Annotated in this window: 17 protein-coding genes; 1 reads left to right on the plus strand and 16 read right to left on the minus strand. The window is 69.9% G+C overall.

Annotated features, from left to right (window positions below):
- Nucleotides 1-46 precede the first annotated feature (46 nt).
- The 13 genes from metK to pyrR form a co-directional block, all read right to left on the minus strand.
- The gene (metK, locus tag OG251_RS06590; RefSeq protein WP_326676277.1) at nucleotides 47-1255 is read right to left on the minus strand and encodes a methionine adenosyltransferase; all 1209 of its coding nucleotides are present in this window, start codon (nucleotides 1253-1255) and stop codon (nucleotides 47-49) included.
- Between the two features lie 206 nt (nucleotides 1256-1461).
- Nucleotides 1462-2700 carry a bifunctional phosphopantothenoylcysteine decarboxylase/phosphopantothenate--cysteine ligase CoaBC gene (gene coaBC, locus OG251_RS06595; protein WP_326676278.1) on the minus strand — a complete coding sequence of 413 codons (1239 nt, stop codon included), beginning with the start codon at nucleotides 2698-2700 and terminating at the stop codon, nucleotides 1462-1464.
- A gap of 133 nt (nucleotides 2701-2833) precedes the next feature.
- Nucleotides 2834-3106, minus strand: coding sequence for a DNA-directed RNA polymerase subunit omega (gene rpoZ, locus OG251_RS06600; protein ID WP_015607348.1), 273 nt, complete (start codon nucleotides 3104-3106; stop codon nucleotides 2834-2836).
- Between the two features lie 77 nt (nucleotides 3107-3183).
- A complete protein-coding gene (gmk, locus tag OG251_RS06605; protein WP_326676279.1) occupies nucleotides 3184-3801 on the minus strand; it encodes a guanylate kinase in 618 nt (205 codons plus the stop codon).
- Between the two features lie 38 nt (nucleotides 3802-3839).
- Nucleotides 3840-4163, minus strand: a complete 324-nt coding sequence (locus OG251_RS06610) for an integration host factor (RefSeq protein WP_014044803.1) — start codon at nucleotides 4161-4163, stop codon at nucleotides 3840-3842.
- Nucleotides 4164-4409: 246 nt separating this feature from the next.
- Nucleotides 4410-5249 (minus strand): orotidine-5'-phosphate decarboxylase, encoded by an 840-nt coding sequence (pyrF, locus tag OG251_RS06615; RefSeq protein WP_326676280.1) that lies wholly within the window; start codon nucleotides 5247-5249, stop codon nucleotides 4410-4412.
- Nucleotides 5246-6355 carry a quinone-dependent dihydroorotate dehydrogenase gene (locus OG251_RS06620; RefSeq protein ID WP_326676281.1) on the minus strand — a complete coding sequence of 370 codons (1110 nt, stop codon included), beginning with the start codon at nucleotides 6353-6355 and terminating at the stop codon, nucleotides 5246-5248. Before OG251_RS06620 ends, pyrF begins: the two co-directional genes overlap by 4 nt.
- A gap of 116 nt (nucleotides 6356-6471) precedes the next feature.
- Complete coding sequence (gene carB / locus OG251_RS06625) at nucleotides 6472-9780, minus strand: carbamoyl-phosphate synthase large subunit (RefSeq protein ID WP_326676282.1); 3309 nt, start codon at nucleotides 9778-9780, stop codon at nucleotides 6472-6474.
- Nucleotides 9773-10930, minus strand: coding sequence for a glutamine-hydrolyzing carbamoyl-phosphate synthase small subunit (gene carA, locus OG251_RS06630; protein ID WP_326676283.1), 1158 nt, complete (start codon nucleotides 10928-10930; stop codon nucleotides 9773-9775). Before carA ends, carB begins: the two co-directional genes overlap by 8 nt.
- Complete coding sequence (locus OG251_RS06635; protein ID WP_326676284.1) at nucleotides 10927-11505, minus strand: PH-like domain-containing protein; 579 nt, start codon at nucleotides 11503-11505, stop codon at nucleotides 10927-10929. Before OG251_RS06635 ends, carA begins: the two co-directional genes overlap by 4 nt.
- Entirely contained in the window at nucleotides 11502-12788 is a 1287-nt protein-coding gene (locus tag OG251_RS06640; protein ID WP_326676285.1) for a dihydroorotase, read from the minus strand. Before OG251_RS06640 ends, OG251_RS06635 begins: the two co-directional genes overlap by 4 nt.
- Nucleotides 12785-13792: an aspartate carbamoyltransferase catalytic subunit gene (locus tag OG251_RS06645; RefSeq protein WP_073729490.1), complete on the minus strand. Its 1008-nt coding sequence runs from the start codon at nucleotides 13790-13792 to the stop codon at nucleotides 12785-12787. The genes OG251_RS06640 and OG251_RS06645 overlap by 4 nt, the downstream gene beginning before the upstream one ends.
- 89 nt (nucleotides 13793-13881) lie before the next feature.
- The gene (gene pyrR, locus OG251_RS06650; RefSeq protein WP_326676286.1) at nucleotides 13882-14466 is read right to left on the minus strand and encodes a bifunctional pyr operon transcriptional regulator/uracil phosphoribosyltransferase PyrR; all 585 of its coding nucleotides are present in this window, start codon (nucleotides 14464-14466) and stop codon (nucleotides 13882-13884) included.
- 221 nt (nucleotides 14467-14687) lie between these two features.
- Between pyrR and bldD the strand changes: the two genes are divergently transcribed.
- On the plus strand, nucleotides 14688-15188 hold the full coding sequence (bldD, locus tag OG251_RS06655; RefSeq protein ID WP_014044812.1) for a transcriptional regulator BldD: 501 nt from the start codon (nucleotides 14688-14690) through the stop codon (nucleotides 15186-15188).
- 228 nt (nucleotides 15189-15416) lie between these two features.
- On the opposite strand, the gene nusB is transcribed toward bldD, so the two are convergent.
- The 3 genes from nusB to OG251_RS06670 are packed head-to-tail and all read right to left on the minus strand — an operon-like array spanning nucleotide 15417 to nucleotide 17574.
- Nucleotides 15417-15848 carry a transcription antitermination factor NusB gene (nusB, locus tag OG251_RS06660; protein ID WP_073729486.1) on the minus strand — a complete coding sequence of 144 codons (432 nt, stop codon included), beginning with the start codon at nucleotides 15846-15848 and terminating at the stop codon, nucleotides 15417-15419.
- A gap of 2 nt (nucleotides 15849-15850) precedes the next feature.
- On the minus strand, nucleotides 15851-16417 hold the full coding sequence (efp, locus tag OG251_RS06665; protein WP_031097761.1) for an elongation factor P: 567 nt from the start codon (nucleotides 16415-16417) through the stop codon (nucleotides 15851-15853).
- 50 nt (nucleotides 16418-16467) lie between these two features.
- A complete protein-coding gene (locus OG251_RS06670) occupies nucleotides 16468-17574 on the minus strand; it encodes an aminopeptidase P family protein (protein ID WP_326676287.1) in 1107 nt (368 codons plus the stop codon).
- Nucleotides 17575-17628: the final 54 nt, after the last annotated feature.

Consider the following 17628-nt stretch of genomic DNA (forward strand, 5'->3'; position numbering starts at 1 on the left):
CACGATCGGTGTCCGGGCCCCGGCAAGCCGTGACTGCGCGACGGTCCTACAGGCCCGCGGCGCGGCGCAGGGCGTCCACGCGGTCGGTGCGCTCCCAGGTGAAGTCGGGGAGTTCGCGGCCGAAGTGGCCGTACGCGGCGGTCCGGGCGTAGATCGGCCGGAGCAGGTCGAGGTCGCGGATGATCGCGGCCGGGCGGAGGTCGAAGACCTCGCCGATGGCGTGCTCGATCTTCTCGCTCTCGATGGCTGCCGTGCCGAAGGTCTCGACGAACAGGCCGACCGGTTCGGCCTTGCCGATCGCGTACGCGACCTGGACCTCGCAGCGGGAGGCGAGGCCCGCCGCCACCACGTTCTTCGCGACCCAGCGCATCGCGTACGCCGCCGAACGGTCCACCTTCGAGGGGTCCTTGCCCGAGAAGGCGCCGCCACCGTGGCGGGCCATACCGCCGTACGTGTCGATGATGATCTTGCGGCCGGTCAGCCCGGCGTCGCCCATCGGGCCACCGATCTCGAAGCGGCCGGTCGGGTTCACCAGGAGGCGGTAGCCCTCGGTGTCCAGCTTGATGCCGTCCTCGACGAGCTGCGCCAGGACGTGCTCGACGACGAACTCACGGATGTCGGGCGCGAGCAGCGAGTCCAGGTCGATGTCGCTCGCGTGCTGCGAGGAGACGACGACCGTGTCGAGGCGGACCGCCTTGTCACCGTCGTACTCGATGGTGACCTGGGTCTTGCCGTCCGGGCGCAGGTACGGGATGGTCCCGTTCTTGCGGACCTCGGACAGCCGGCGCGAGAGCCGGTGCGCCAGATGGATCGGGAGCGGCATCAGCTCGGGCGTCTCGTCGCACGCGTAACCGAACATCAGGCCCTGGTCGCCCGCGCCCTGCTTGTCGAGTTCGTCCTCGTCGCCCTCGACGCGCTTCTCGTACGCGGTGTCGACGCCCTGGGCGATGTCCGGGGACTGTGCACCGATGGACACCGAGACGCCACAGGAGGCGCCGTCGAAGCCCTTCTTCGAGGAGTCGTAGCCGATCTCCAGAACCTTGTTGCGCACGAGGTTGGGAATGTCGGCGTAGGCCTTGGTCGTGACCTCACCCGCGACATGCACCAGACCGGTGGTGATCAAGGTCTCGACGGCGACGCGCGAGGCGGGGTCCTCGCGCAGGAGCGCGTCGAGAATCGTGTCGCTGATCTGGTCAGCGATCTTGTCGGGGTGACCCTCGGTGACGGATTCCGAGGTGAAGAGACGGCGGGACACATCGCTCCCTGGGGTTGCAGCGGCTGCTGGCTGATCATTGGTGGTACGCCCGGGAGCTGCGCCCGGCTACGTACCGTCGTCCAGTTTATCGGTCGCACCCGTCGCTTGGGCCACGCGTCTCGCACTTTGGCACGTCTGTGATGTGCGGCACTGCCCTCGGCGGTACGAAGATTCACCCGTCAGGGCAGCGAATGGGCCCGTTTTCGCTAGCTTTCGGACCCCCGGAGCGGCGAATGTGAAATCTGGCGGAACCTTGTCACCACGAGGTCCCAGACCGTGTCGGCAAGCGCTTCCTTGGGTCCGTACGGCACCGGGGTCTCACCGCCGTCCGCCGCGAGCACCACGGCCTCGTTCTCCTCCGAGCCGAAGGTCTTGCGCTCCCCCACCTCGTTGACGACGAGCAGATCACAGCCCTTGCGGCGGAGCTTCTGCCGCCCGTTGGCGAGAACGTCGTCGGTCTCGGCGGCGAAACCCACGACGATCTGTTCCGGCCGGGCCCGGCCGGCGGCGACCTCGGCGAGGATGTCGGGGTTCCGGACGAGCGCGACGGCGGCGGGCTCCTGACCGTCCTTCTTCTTGATCTTGCCCTGGGCGTACTCGGCGGGCCGGAAATCGGCCACCGCCGCCGCCATCACCACGACGTCCGCGTCCGCCGCGGCCTTCAGTACGGCCTCACGCAGCTGGACGGCCGTTCCGGCCCGCAGCACGTCGGCGCCCGCCGGGTCGGGCAGTCCGGTGTTGGCCTCGATCAGCGTGACCCTGGCCCCGCGGGCGACCGCGGTGCGCGCCAGCGCGTACCCCTGCTTGCCGGAGGAGCGGTTGCCGAGGTAGCGGACGGGGTCGAGGGGTTCGCGCGTGCCGCCCGCGCTGATCACCACATGGCGGCCCGCGAGGTCGGGCTCGGCGGGACCGCGGGTCAGGACGCGCCGGCAGACCTCGAAGATCTCGCCGGGGTCGGGCAGCCGGCCCTTGCCGGTGTCGACGCCGGTGAGCCGGCCGACCGCGGGCTCGATGACGACGGCACCGCGGCGGCGCAGGGTGGCGATGTTCTCCTGGGTGGCGGGGTGCTCCCACATCTCGGTGTGCATGGCGGGCGCGAAGACCACCGGACAACGGGCGGTGAGCAGCGTGTTGGTGAGGAGGTCGTCGGCGAGGCCGTGGGCGGCCTTGGCGAGCATGTCCGCGGTGGCCGGGGCGACCACGACGAGGTCGGCGCCCTGTCCGATGCGTACGTGCGGCACCTCGTGGACGTCGTCCCAGACCTCGGTCGAGACGGGGTGGCCGGAGAGCGCGGACCAGGTGGCGGCCCCCACGAAGTGCAGCGAGGACTCGGTCGGCACGACCCGTACGTCGTGTCCGGACTCGGTCAGCCGGCGCAGCAGCTCGCACGCCTTGTAGGCGGCGATGCCTCCGCTGACCCCCAGGACGACCTTCGGCTTCTGCACTGCGTCTCCCCGCACTCGGCTACGTGTCACCCCATGCTGCCTCACCGGCCGGTGACCGCCCGCACGGGACCCCGGGACACACCTCAGGCCCGGCGGAATGCCCGCCGGGCCTGAGATGAAGGTGCTTTGCCGCCTACTGCGCGGGGCCCTCGATGGGCTCGGAGGTCAGCAGACCCGCGTTGATCTCGCGGAGCGCGATCGAGAGCGGCTTCTCGTGCACGTGGGTGTCGACGAGCGGACCGACGTACTCAAGGAGACCTTCGCCGAGCTGCGAGTAGTACGCGTTGATCTGGCGCGCGCGCTTGGCGGCGTAGATCACAAGGCTGTACTTCGAGTCGGTGGCCTCGAGGAGCTCATCAATCGGCGGGTTGATGATGCCCTCGGGCGTGGTGATGGAAGAGGACACTCTCTGCCTTCCGAAGGGGGTAAAGATCAAAGAAATCTTTGATAGTGCGGCATCCGCCGGATGGTGCTCCGTGGGATTCAGTCGCTGCTGTCACGGTGGGCGGAAGCCTGCAACATCAAGGCTAGCAGCTCACGGGCCACATCCTCGACGGAGGTGTTGACCAGCGTCGTATCGAACTCGGCCTCGGCGGCCAGTTCGATCCTGGCGGCGGCGAGCCTGCGCTCGATGACCTCGGGCGGTTCGGTGCCGCGGCCGGTGAGCCGGCGCACCAGTTCTTCCCAGCTCGGCGGAGCCAGGAAGACCAGGCGCGCGTCGGCCATCGACTGGCGGACCAGCCGGGCCCCCTGGAGATCGATCTCCAGCAGGACCGGCTCACCTGCCTCCAGGCGGTCGAGGACGGCCCGGCGCGGCGTGCCGTACCGGTTGCCCGCGAACTCGGCCCACTCCAGCAGTTCACCGTTGGCGACGAGCTTGTCGAACTCCTCGTCGTCCACGAAGAAGTAGTGGACGCCGTTGCTCTCCCCGGGGCGTGGCCTACGGGTCGTCGCCGACACGGAGAGCCATACCTCGGGGTGAACCTTGCGCATATGAGCGACGACCGTGCTCTTGCCGACACCCGAGGGGCCGGAGAGCACGGTCAGCCGCGGACGTACGTCCGGGGGTACGGGGGACGTCCCCCGGGATGTTGCAGCCATGGAGCGATTATCCAGGTTCTCAGGAGTGCCTGAGAACGTCAGGCGGCGGTGCCGCCGAACTCACGCTCCAGGGATGCGATCTGGTTGGAGCCGAGACCCCGGACTCGGCGGCTCTCGGAGATCCCGAGACGCTCCATGATCTGCTTGGCGCGGACCTTGCCCACGCCCGGCAGGGACTCAAGGAGTGCGGAGACCTTCATCTTGCCGATGACGTCGTTCTCCTGGCCCTGCTTGATGACTTCTTGGAGCGAGGCACCGGAGTGCTTGAGTCGATTCTTGACCTCGGCCCGCTCCCGGCGAGCCGCGGCGGCCTTTTCGAGCGCGGCTGCGCGCTGTTCAGGGGTAAGGGGCGGAAGAGCCACGCCTACGTCACCTCGGATGTCGATCTGTCGGATACGGACCGGTGAGGAACCTAGTCGCCCCACACCTGGTGAGCAACGAAACAACCTGTGCTCGTTGGCTCTCGACGGAGACTAGCGGCCAAGGCCGTCTGAGTCAGCGAGAACGGACGAAAAGTCCTGGTCAGCCTCAGCCGACCAGGACATTTCCGGCGAAATAGCAGGGATTTCGGGTCAGGAATTCGTCAACACGCTGCAAACGTGTCAGGGTCAGCTCCCGGCCACGGCCTCACGGACCTCGTCCGCGAACCGTTCGGCCGCTTCGCGCAGCCCTGACGCGTCCGGACCGTGGCGCAGCACGCCCCGGCTCACGCTGGGCACCACATTGCCCACCGCGTCGCCGAACACCGCCGGCAGATCGGCGGGGGTCGCGCCCTGGGCGCCGATGCCGGGGGCGAGCAGCGGGCCGTTGATGGCCAGATTCACCCCCGCGTCGCCGAGCGTGGCACCGACCACCGCGCCGACGGAGCCGAGCGGCGTGGCGCCCTCGTTCTCCGCCGCCATGTGGTCGAGCATCAGCTGGGCGAGCGAACGGCCGTCGGCCGCGGTGGCCCGCTGCACCTGGGCGCCCTCCGGGTTGGAGGTGAGGGCGAGCACGAAGACCCCCGTGCCGGAGACCGCTGCCGCGTCCAGCGCCGGACGCAGCGAACCGAAGCCGAGATAGGGCGAGACGGTGACCGCGTCCGAGAACAGCGGCGAGTCCTTGTCCAGGTAGGTCGCCGCGTAGGCGCCCATGGTGGAGCCGATGTCGCCGCGCTTGGCGTCCATCAGGACCAGCGCGCCGGCCGCCCGCGCCTCGGCGACGGCCTTCTCCAGCACGGCGATCCCGCGCGAGCCGAACCGCTCGAAGAACGCGGACTGCGGCTTGAGCACGGCGACCCGGTCGGCCAGGGCCTCCACGACCGTACGGGTGAAGCGCTCCAGACCCGAGATGTCGTCGCTCAGGCCCCAGGAGGTGAGCAGCGAGGCGTGCGGGTCGATGCCGACGCAGAGCGGCCCGCGGGTGTCCATGGCGTGGCGCAGGCGTGCGCCGAAGGGTTCGGGGGTCACTGCGACACCTTCCGGGTCTCGGCGCCGACGGCATCGGCGAGCGTGGCGTACGGGGAGGCGGCCAGGCGTGCGGCCAGCCCCTTGTGGATGGCGCGGGCGTAGAACGGGCCCTCGTAGATGAAGGCGCTGTAGCCCTGCACGAGCGTGGCGCCGGCCAGGATGCGCTGCCAGGCGTCCTCGGCGTTCTCGATGCCCCCGACGCCCACGAGGGTGATCTCGTCGCCCACACGGGCGTACAGACGGCTCAGGACCTCCAGCGAGCGCTCCTTGAGGGGTGCCCCGGAGAGCCCGCCCGCCTCCTTGACCAGGGAGGGCGAGGACTTCAGGCCGAGGCCGTCACGGGCGATCGTGGTGTTGGTGGCGATGATGCCGTCCAGGCCGAGCTCGACCGCGAGGTCGGCGACCGCGTCGACGTCCTCGTCCGCGAGGTCCGGGGCGATCTTGACGAGCAGCGGGACCCGGCGGCCGGTGACCGTGCGGTCGGCGGCCTCGCGCACCGCGGAGAGCAGCGGGCGCAGCGCCTCGGTCGCCTGGAGGTTGCGCAGGCCGGGCGTGTTGGGCGAGGAGACGTTCACCACGAGATAGTCGGCGTGCGCGGCGAGGCGCTCGGTGGACTTCACGTAGTCGGCGACCGCTTCGGCCTCGGGTACCACCTTGGTCTTGCCGATGTTGACGCCGACCGTGGTCCGGAAGACCGGGTTGCGGGCGGCGAGGCGCTCGGCCACGGCGGCGGAGCCCTCGTTGTTGAAGCCCATGCGGTTGATCAGCGCGCGGTCCGCGACGAGGCGGAAGAGCCGCTTCCTGGGGTTGCCGGGCTGCGGTTCGCCGGTGACCGTACCGATCTCGATGTGGTCGAAGCCGAGCATCGACATGCCGTCGATCGCGACGGCGTTCTTGTCGAAGCCGGCGGCGAGCCCGAAGGGGCCGTGCATCCGCAGTCCGAGGGCCTCGGTCCGCAGCTCCCTGTGGCGCGGGGCGAGCGCGGCGGCGACGAAGGTGCGCAGTACGGGGATACGGGCGGCGAGGCGGATCCAGCGGAAGGCCAGGTGGTGCGCCTGCTCCGGGTCCATCCGCTTGAAGACCAGCTGGAAGAAGAACTTGTACATCTGGGTGTCCTCGATGTGCTCAGGTGCTCGGCGTGCCGACGGTGCTCGGCGGGGGCTCACGGAGAGCGGGGCTCACAGAGAGGGGGACACCGTTTCCGGTGTCCCCCTGCTGGCTGCTAGTCGCGGGCCGCGGTCAGATGTTCCGCGTGTTCCTGGAGGGAACGTACGCCCACGTCACCGTGGTTGAGCGCGTCGATGCCCTGGACCGCGGCGGCGAGCGCCTGGACCGTGGTCAGGCAGGGCACGGACCGGGCGACGGCCGCGGTGCGGATCTCGTAGCCGTCGAGCCGGCCGCCCGTGCCGTACGGCGTGTTGACGATCAGGTCGACCTCGCCGTCGTGGATCAGCTGGACGATGGTCCTCTCGCCGTTGGGGCCCTCGCCCTCGGACTGCTTGCGCACGACCGTGGCGTGGATGCCGTTGCGCCTGAGGACCTCGGCGGTGCCGGAGGTGGCGAACAGCTCGAAGCCGTGCGCGACCAGCTCGCGGGCCGGGAAGATCATCGAGCGCTTGTCGCGGTTGGCGACGGAGATGAACGCGCGGCCCTCGGTGGGCAGCGGGCCGTACGCGCCGGCCTGCGACTTGGCGTACGCCGTGCCGAAGACCGAGTCGATGCCCATGACCTCGCCGGTAGAGCGCATCTCCGGGCCGAGGACCGTGTCGACGCCCCGGCCGTGGATGTCGCGGAAGCGCGACCACGGCAGGACGGCCTCCTTGACGGAGATCGGCGCGTCCAGCGGCAGGGTGCCGCCGTCGCCGGTCTTCGGGAGCAGCCCCTCCTCGCGCAGCTCGGCCACGGTCGCGCCCAGCGAGATGCGGGCGGCGGCCTTCGCGAGCGGTACCGCGGTCGCCTTCGAGGTGAAGGGGACGGTGCGCGAGGCGCGCGGGTTGGCTTCCAGGACGTACAGGATGTCGCCGGAGAGAGCGAACTGGATGTTGATCAGTCCGCGTACGCCGACGCCCTTGGCGATGCCCTCGGTGGAGGCGCGCAGCCGCTTGATGTCGTAGCCGCCGAGCGTGATCGGGGGCAGTGCGCAGGCCGAGTCGCCGGAGTGGATACCGGCCTCCTCGATGTGCTCCATGACGCCGCCGAGGTACAGCTCGGTGCCGTCGTAGAGCGCGTCGACGTCGATCTCGATCGCGTCGTCGAGGAAGCGGTCGACCAGGACCGGCCGGGTGGGGCTGATCTCGGTGGACTCGGCGATGTACGAGGAGAGGCGGATCTCGTCGTACACGATCTCCATGCCGCGTCCGCCGAGCACATAGCTGGGGCGTACGAGGACGGGGTAGCCGATCTCGTCGGCGATGGCCTTGGCCTCGGCGAACGTGGTGGCGGTGCCGTGCTTGGGCGCGGGCAGTCCGGCCTCGGCGAGGACCCGGCCGAAGGCGCCGCGGTCCTCGGCGGCGTGGATCGCCTCCGGGGGCGTACCGACGACGGGCACGCCGTTGTCCTTCAGCGCCTGCGAGAGGCCCAGCGGGGTCTGGCCGCCGAGCTGGACGATGACACCGGCGATGGGGCCCGCCAGCGACTCGGCGTGCACGATCTCCAGCACGTCCTCCAGCGTCAGCGGCTCGAAGTACAGCCGGTCGGAGGTGTCGTAGTCGGTGGAGACGGTCTCGGGGTTGCAGTTGACCATCACGGTCTCGTAGCCCGCGTCGCTCAGCGCGAAGGAGGCGTGGACGCACGAGTAGTCGAACTCGATGCCCTGGCCGATCCGGTTGGGTCCCGAGCCCAGGATGATCACGGCGGGCTTGGTGCGGCTCGCGACCTCGCTCTCCTCGTCGTAGGAGGAGTAGAAGTACGGCGTGTTCGCGGCGAACTCGGCGGCGCACGTGTCAACGGTCTTGTAGACCGGGCGGATACCGAGGGCGTGGCGGACCTCGCGTACGACCTCCTCGCGCAGGCCGCGGATCTCGGCGATCTGTGCGTCGGAGAAGCCGTGCCGCTTGGCCTCGGCGATCAGGTCGCCGTCCAGGCGCTCGGCGGCGGCCAGCTCGTCGGCGATCTCCTTGATCAGGAAGAGCTGGTCGACGAACCAGGGGTCGATCTTCGTGGCGTCGAAGACCTCTTCCTGGGTGGCGCCGGCCCGGATCGCCTGCATGACGGTGTTGATCCGGCCGTCGGTCGGGCGGACGGCCTCGGCCAGCAGCTCGGTCTTGTCGCCGGGCTCACCGGTGAAGGCGAACTGCGAGCCCTTCTTCTCCAGGGAGCGCAGGGCCTTCTGCAGCGCCTCGGTGAAGTTCCGGCCGATCGCCATGGCCTCGCCCACCGACTTCATGGTGGTGGTGAGGGTGGAGTCGGCGGAGGGGAACTTCTCGAAGGCGAAGCGCGGGGCCTTGACCACGACGTAGTCGAGGGTCGGCTCGAAGGAGGCCGGGGTCTTCTCGGTGATGTCGTTCGGGATCTCGTCGAGCGTGTAGCCGACGGCCAGCTTGGCGGCGATCTTGGCGATCGGGAAGCCGGTGGCCTTGGAGGCGAGCGCCGAGGAGCGGGAGACCCGCGGGTTCATCTCGATGACGATGACCCGGCCGTCGGTCGGGTCGATGGCGAACTGGATGTTGCAGCCGCCGGTGTCGACGCCGACCTCACGGATGATCGCGATGCCGATGTCGCGCAGCCGCTGGTACTCGCGGTCGGTGAGCGTCATCGCCGGGGCGACGGTGATCGAGTCACCCGTGTGGACGCCCATGGGGTCGAAGTTCTCGATGGAGCAGACGACCACGACGTTGTCGTTCTTGTCGCGCATCAGCTCCAGCTCGTACTCCTTCCAGCCGAGGATGGACTCCTCCAGGAGCACCTCGGTGGTCGGGGAGAGCGTGAGGCCCTGTCCGGCGATACGGCGCAGCTCCTCCTCGTCGTGGGCGAAGCCGGAGCCGGCGCCGCCCATGGTGAAGGAGGGGCGGACGACGACGGGGTAGCCGCCGAGCGTGTCGACACCCTTGATGATGTCGTCCATGGTGTGGCAGATGACGGAGCGGGCGGACTCGCCGTAACCGATCTTCGCCTTGACGGCCTCCACGACGCCCTTGAAGAGGTCGCGGTCCTCGCCCTTGTTGATGGCCTCGACGTTGGCGCCGATGAGCTCGACGCCGTACTTCTCCAGGACACCGTTCTCGTGCATGGAGATCGCGGTGTTGAGCGCGGTCTGGCCGCCCAGCGTGGGGAGGAGCGCGTCGGGGCGCTCCTTGGCGATGATCTTCTCGACGAACTCGGGGGTGATCGGCTCGACGTACGTGGCGTCGGCGATCTCCGGGTCGGTCATGATCGTCGCCGGGTTGGAGTTCACCAGGATGACGCGCAGGCCCTCGGCCTTGAGGACGCGGCACGCCTGGGTACCGGAGTAGTCGAATTCGGCGGCCTGGCCGATGACGATCGGGCCGGAGCCGATGACCAGGACGGACTGGATATCGGAGCGCTTAGGCACGCTGGCCCTCCATCAGGGAAACGAAACGGTCGAAGAGGTACGCGGCGTCGTGCGGGCCCGCGGCGGCTTCGGGGTGGTACTGGACGCTGAAGGCCGGCCGGTCCAGGAGCTGGAGCCCCTCGACGACCTGGTCGTTCAGGCAGACGTGGGAGACCTCGGCGCGGCCGAACTCGGTGTCGGACACCTTGTCGAGCGGGGCGTCGACGGCGAAGCCGTGGTTGTGCGCGGTGACCTCGACCTTGCCGGTCGTGCGGTCCTGCACGGGCTGGTTGATGCCGCGGTGGCCGTACTTCAGCTTGTAGGTGCCGAAGCCGAGGGCGCGGCCCAGGATCTGGTTGCCGAAGCAGATGCCGAAGAGCGGGGTCCGCCGCTCCAGGACACCGCGCATGACGGCGACGGGGTGCTCGGCGGTGGACGGGTCGCCGGGGCCGTTGGAGAAGAAGACGCCGTCGGGCTTGACCGCGTACACCTCCTCCAGGGTGGCCGTGGCGGGCAGGACGTGCACCTCGATGCCGCGCTCGGCCATCCGGTGCGGGGTCATGCCCTTGATGCCGAGGTCGATCGCGGCGACGGTGAACTTCTTGGTGCCGATCGCGGGGACGACGTACGCCTCCTTGGTCGCGACCTCGGCGGAGAGGTCGGCGCCGCTCATCTCGGGGGCCTGGCGCACCTTGGCGAGGAGCACGCCCTCGTCGGCGATGGCGTTCCCGGAGAAGATGCCGACGCGCATGGCGCCGCGCTCGCGCAGGTGGCGGGTGAGCGCGCGGGTGTCGATGCCGCTGATGCCGACGACGCCCTGGCGCTCCAGCTCCTCGTCGAGCGAGCGGCGCGAGCGCCAGTTGGAGGGCACCCGGGCGGGGTCGCGTACGACGTATCCGGAGACCCAGATCCGCTGCGACTCGGGGTCCTCGTCGTTCACACCGGTGTTGCCGACGTGCGGGGCGGTCATCACGACGACCTGGCGGTGGTACGAGGGGTCGGTCAGCGTCTCCTGGTAGCCGGTCATGCCGGTGGAGAACACCGCCTCGCCGAAGGTCTCCCCGACGGCGCCGTAGGCGCGGCCGCGGAAGGAGCGGCCGTCCTCCAGGACGAGTACGGCGGGAGACGCCGCTGTCCTCTTCGAGGCGTTCCCCGGGTGGGAGATCGTCATCGTGCGGTGCCTTCCGTAGTGCTGGTGAGGTGGTTGACGGCGTCCGCCCAGGCCTGGTGTTCGGCCGCGTGGTCGGAGCGGAATCCCGAGTCGATCAGCTGGTCGCCGTGCGCCCAGGTGATGATCAGCAGGCCGCCCTCGGGGAGGACCTTGCCCGCGAGCGCCTTGTCGAGGCGGGCCTCGCGCAGGGCGGCGGCCGGCACGAAGAATCCGGCCGCGCCGGGGCGTACGACGTCCAGGCCCTGCGTGGTGAGCGTGAGCTCGACCCTGCTGCGGGTGCCCAGGCCGTGCGCGACGATCCGGTCGAGCCACTGCCCGGCGGTCGTCGAGGCGTGGTAGCGGCCGGTGAGGGTCAGCAGCGGCTCGTCGTCCGCGAACCCGTCCGGGGTGGTGGCGAGTTCCGGCAGGCCGGACTGGAGGGTGGCGCGCCACTTCCAGCCCTGGCGCATCAGCCAGTAGACGAAGGCGACCAGGACGAGCAGTCCGAGGACCCAGCTGATGCGGGCGGACCAGTCGGTCACTTCGGCCGACTTCTGTTCGGCGGCCAGCTGGTACAGGGGGGTGAGTGTTGTCACGCGAGCTTCCCGTCGACGACCGTGGCACGGCCCCGCAGGAAGGTGTGGGTGACACGGCCCGGCAGCTCGCGACCCTCGTACGGAGTGTTGCGGCTGCGGGACGCGAAGCCTGCGGGGTCCACAACCCCACGGTATGCCGGATCGACCAGGGTGAGGTTGGCGGGCTCACCCGCCGAGACGGGGCGGCCGTGTCCTTCGAGGCGGCCGATGGCCGCGGGGCGCGTGGACATCCGGTCGGCTACGCCCGCCCAGTCGATGAGGCCGGTGTCCACCATCGTCTGCTGGACGACGGAGAGCGCGGTCTCCAGGCCCACCATGCCCATGGCGGCCGCGGCCCACTCGCAGTCCTTGTCCTCGTGCGGGTGCGGGGCGTGGTCGGTGGCGACGCAGTCGATGGTGCCGTCGGCGAGTGCCTCGCGCAGGGCCATGACGTCGGCCTCGGTGCGCAGCGGCGGGTTCACCTTGTAGACCGGGTTGTAGGAACGGACCAGCTCGTCGGTGAGGAGCAGGTGGTGCGGGGTGACCTCGGCGGTGACGTTCCAGCCCTTGGACTTGGCCCAGCGCACGATCTCCACGGAGCCGGCGGTCGAGAGGTGGCAGATGTGCACCCGGGAGCCGACATGGGCGGCGAGGAGGACATCGCGGGCGATGATCGACTCCTCGGCGACGGCGGGCCAGCCGCCGAGACCCAGCTCGGCGGAGACGATGCCCTCGTTCATCTGGGCGCCCTCGGTGAGGCGGGGCTCCTGGGCGTGCTGGGCGACGACTCCGTCGAACGCCTTCACGTACTCCAGGGCGCGGCGCATGATCACGGCGTCGTCGACGCACTTGCCGTCGTCGGAGAAGACCTTCACTCCGGCGGCGGAGTCGTGCATCGCGCCGAGCTCGGCGAGCTGCTTGCCCTCCAGGCCGACCGTGACGGCCCCGATGGGCTGCACGTCGCAGTAGCCGGACTCCCTGCCGAGCCGCCAGACCTGCTCGACGACGCCCGCGGTGTCGGCGACCGGGAAGGTGTTGGCCATGGCGTGCACGGCGGTGAAGCCGCCGACCGCGGCGGCCTTGGTGCCGGTCAGGACGGTCTCGGAGTCCTCGCGGCCGGGCTCGCGCAGATGGGTGTGCAGGTCGACCAGGCCGGGCAGCAGGATCCGGCCCGCCGCCTCGACGACCGTGGCGTCCCCGGCCTCGATGCCGGTGCCGACGCGTTCGATGGTCTCGCCGTCGATCAGGACGTCCTGCGGCTCGCCGCCGAGGATCTTCGCGCCGCGGATAAGGATCTTGCTCATGGTTTCGTGTTCTCCTCGGTACGGGCGGAACTGGCGGCGGGGGCGGCGGACGGCGTTGCCGTCCCGGAACCGCCGAGCAGCAGGTACAGGACGGCCATGCGGATCGAGACCCCGTTGGCGACCTGCTCGACGACCGTGCAGCGGTCGGAGTCGGCGACCTCGGCGGTGATCTCCATGCCGCGGACCATGGGGCCGGGGTGCATGACGATGGCGTGGCCGGGCATCTTCGCCATGCGCTCGCCGTCCAGGCCGTAGCGGCGGGAGTACTCGCGCTCGGTCGGGAAGTACGCGGCGTTCATCCGCTCACGCTGCACACGCAGCATCATCACCGCGTCGGAGTCCGGCAGCACCTTGTCCAGGCTGTAGCTGACGTCGCAGGGCCATGCCTCCACGCCGACCGGCACCAGGGTCGGCGGGGCCACCAGAGTGACGTGCGCGCCGAGGGTGGTCAGCAGGTGGACGTTGGAGCGGGCGACCCGGCTGTGCAGGATGTCGCCGACGACGGTGATCCGGCGGCCTTCGAGGTCCCCGCCCAGGCCGCTGTCGGCGCCGACCAGCCGGCGGCGCATGGTGAAGGCGTCCAGGAGCGCCTGGGTGGGGTGCTCGTGGGTGCCGTCACCGGCGTTGACGACGGCGCCGTCGATCCAGCCGGAGGTGGCGAGCCGGTACGGCGCGCCGGAGGCGCCGTGCCGGATGACGACGGCGTCCGCGCCCATCGCCTCCAGGGTCAGGGCGGTGTCCTTGAGCGACTCGCCCTTGGAGACGGACGAGCCCTTCGCGGAGAAGTTGATGACGTCGGCGGAGAGGCGCTTGGCCGCGGCCTCGAAGGAGATGCGGGTACGCGTCGAGTCCTCGAAGAAGAGGTTGACGACGGTACGGCCGCGCAGGGTCGGAAGCTTCTTGATCGGCCGGTCCGCGACCCGGGCCATCTCCTCGGCGGTGTCGAGGATCAGGACGGCGTCGTCGCGGGTGAGATCGGCGGCCGAGATGAGGTGACGCATCATCTGGGGTTCTCCGGTTGCTGGAGGTTTTTCAGGCATGCGGGCGTGCGGAAGCGGCCGTACGGCCCGACGGGGGTCGTACGGGAGGGTGGCTACTGCCCGTCCGCAGGGGCGGTCTGCTGGACACCGAGCAGCACGGCGTCGCGGCCGTCCTCCTCGGCGAGCTGGACCTTGACCGTTTCCCGCAGCGACGTCGGGAGGTTCTTGCCGACGTAGTCGGCACGGATGGGGAGTTCGCGGTGACCGCGGTCGACGAGGACCGCGAGCTGCACGGCGCGGGGGCGGCCGATGTCGCCGAGCGCGTCGAGTGCGGCGCGGATCGTGCGGCCGGAGAAGAGCACGTCGTCGACCAGGACGACCAGGCTGCCCTCGATGCCCTCACCGGGGATCTCGGTACGCGCCAGGGCGCGCGCCGGGCGCATCCTCAGGTCGTCGCGGTACATCGTGATGTCGAGCGATCCCACCGGCATGTTCCGGCCGGTGATCTCTTCGAGTTTCTCGGCGAGCCGACGGGCGAGGAACACGCCTCGCGTCGGGATGCCGAGCAGCACCACGTCGTCGGCGCCCTTGGCGCGTTCGACGATCTCGTGGGCGATTCGGGTCAGCACACGGGCGATGTCGGGCGCCTCGAGAACGGGGCGTGCCGCGTTGCCGGTGTGGTCATGCTGTGCGTCCATAAGAAACGGACCTCCTTCTCCGCCTCACTGGACGGATCTTAAAGGACGTCGAAATTGCGTCATCCACGTTACCAGGGCTTGCACAGGGCTCCGGCAGCACCCCCGGGAGGTACCGGTCCGAACCTTTCGGCTTGACGCATCCAAGTAACGCTGCGTAACCTCACAGTGAGTTACCAGCCACGCGGCGGAGCCGCAGAATGTTCCAGCGTCCGGGGAGCCTTATGTCCAGCGAATACGCAAAACAGCTCGGGGCCAAGCTCCGCGCCATCCGCACCCAGCAGGGCCTCTCCCTCCACGGCGTGGAGGAGAAGTCGCAGGGCCGGTGGAAGGCCGTCGTGGTCGGTTCGTACGAGCGCGGCGACCGTGCCGTCACCGTGCAGCGCCTCGCCGAGCTGGCGGATTTCTACGGGGTCCCGGTGCAGGAGCTGCTGCCCGGTACGACTCCGGGCGGGGCCGCCGAGCCGCCGCCGAAGCTCGTCCTCGACCTTGAGCGCCTCGCCCACGTCCCGCCGGAGAAGGCCGGACCGCTGCAGCGCTACGCCGCGACGATCCAGAGCCAGCGCGGTGACTACAACGGCAAGGTGCTCTCGATCCGCCAGGACGACCTGCGCACGCTGGCCGTGATCTACGACCAGTCGCCGTCCGTACTCACGGAGCAGCTGATCAGCTGGGGTGTGCTGGACGCCGACGCGCGTCGCGCGGTCGCCCACGAAGAGGGCTGAGCCCCTCGGGCGAGCGGGCCTCCCGGGAGAGCCCAGCAGAGCAGAGAAGTACCGCCGGGCGGGCGGGGCCCCACAGGGTGCCCCGCCCGCCCGGCGTTCTCGTTGCCCGGCTCCCCGCGGAGGAGGAGCCGGCCGCACGGGAACCGCCCGCCGGGCGTTGCCGGGACATGACGAAGGGCCCACGGTCGCACGACCGTGGGCCCTTCGTCGGCAGAACGCCGCCGGAGACTACTGCTCCCGGCGGAGATTCGGCTTGAGGTCCTTGAAACGGGCCAGCAGGCCGTTCACGAAGGACGGTGAGTCATCGGTGGAGAACTCCTTGGCGAGCTGGACCGCCTCGTCGATCACCACGGCGTCCGGGGTCTCGTCCATCCAGATCAGCTCATACGCACCGAGCCGCAGGATGCTCCGGTCGACGACCGGCATCCGGTCGATCTCCCAGTCCACGGCGTAGGTGACGATGAGGTCGTCGATCCGGTCCGCGTACTGCGCGTACCCCTCGACGAGCTCCATCGTGAATTCGCCGACCGGCGGCTGACGGTCGTCGGTCCGCGAGTGCCGAACCCAGTCCGCGAGGACCGTCTGCACGGACTCACCGCGCTGGTCGGCCTCGAAGAGGATCTGGAAGGCGCGCTTGCGGGCCTTGTTCCGAGCAGCCACGGTTAGCTGTTCACCCGGCCGAGGTAGTCGCCCGTGCGGGTGTCGACCTTGATCTTCTCGCCGGTGGTGATGAAGAGCGGCACGCCGATCTCGTAACCGGTCTCCAGGGTGGCGGGCTTGCTGCCACCGGTGGAGCGGTCGCCCTGGACGCCCGGGTCGGTGTGCTGGATGGTCAGCTCGACCGCGGCGGGCAGCTCGACGTAGAGCACCTCGCCCTCGTGCTGGGCGACGGAGGCGGTGAAGCCCTCGATCAGGAAGTTGGCGGCGTCGCCGACAGCCTTGCGGTCGACCATCAGCTGGTCGTACGTGTTCATGTCCATGAAGACGAAGTACTCGCCGTCCATGTACGAGAACTGCATGTCACGGCGGTCAATGGTGGCCGTTTCGACCTTCACACCGGCGTTGAACGTCTTGTCGACGACCTTGCCGGAGAGCACGTTCTTGAGCTTGGTGCGCACGAAGGCGGGGCCCTTGCCGGGCTTGACGTGCTGGAACTCGACGACGGACCAGAGCTGGCCTCCGTCGAGCTTGAGCACCAGGCCGTTCTTGAGGTCGTTCGTGGAAGCCACGGTTGCGGAATCTCCTGGACTGAAGCTGGTGGAACGGCCAAGGATGCGCGCTAGAGCGCGAGCAGCTCCTTGGTCGTCATGGTGAGTAGCTCGGGTCCGCCGTCCGCCTCGGGGCGCACGACGAGCGTGTCATCGATCCGGACACCGCCCCGGCCCGGGAGGTGAACCCCCGGTTCGACGGTGACCGGCACACAAGCGTCCAGTTTACCCATGGCCGTCGGTGCCAATTGCGGGTCCTCGTCGATTTCGAGGCCCACCCCGTGACCGGTCCATGGTACGAGGCCCTCTCCATGGCCCGCTCGGTCCAGTACCTGACGGGCCGCACGGTCGACGTCACGGTAGGCGGCGCCGGGGGTCAATGCCTCACGTCCGGCCCGCTGAGCGGCGAAAACGAGGTCGTAGAGCTCGATCTGCCAGTCCGCCGGAGCGGTGCCGATGACGAAGGTGCGGCCGATCTCGCAGCGGTAGCCGCGATAGTTCGCCCCCAGGCAGACGGAGAGGAAATCGCCTTCCTCGACCCGTCGGTCCGAGGGCCGGTGCCGCCCCTGCCCCGAATTGGGGCCGGTGGCGACGGATGTCTCGAATGCGGGACCGTCCGCGCCGTGGTCGACCAGACGGCGCTCCAGCTCCAGGGCGAGGTGACGTTCGGTGCGGCCCACGAGGATCGATTCGAGGAGTTCACCGAGGGCCTGATCGGTGATCTCGGCGGCGATCCGCAGACAGGCGATCTCCTCCTCGTCCTTGACGATCCTCAGCTGCTCCACGGTGCAGCCCAGATCGCCGAGGCGGAGCCGGGGGGCGACCGAGCCGATGGCCCGGTGGCGGGCGACCGTCAGATCGTGCTCCTCGACGGCGAGGGACTCCGCGCCCGCGGACGTCGCCAGATCGGCGGCGGCGACGACCGGGTCGCCGTCCGGGGCGGGCAGCACGGACAGCCGCAGCGCCTCGTCGGGCCGCCCGTGGGCGGGATCGCCCGTCGGGACCCGCGGGCAGAGCAGCACGTCCTCGTCGGCGCCGAGCAGCAGCACGGCGCCGGGAGGCGCTCCGCCGGCGAGGTAGCGGACATTGGCGGGGCGGGAGACCAGGGCGGCCGCGGATCCGACGGCGGCGCACCGGTCGCGGAGCAGCCCGCGTCGGACGGCGTACACCTCTGACATGCCCCGAGCGTACGAGCGGGGGCGGAGCTTCGCCCGGTCAGCGCATCCGACCGG

It is taken from the genome of Streptomyces sp. NBC_01237 (assembly GCF_035917275.1).
Classification (GTDB): Bacteria; Actinomycetota; Actinomycetes; order Streptomycetales; family Streptomycetaceae; genus Streptomyces.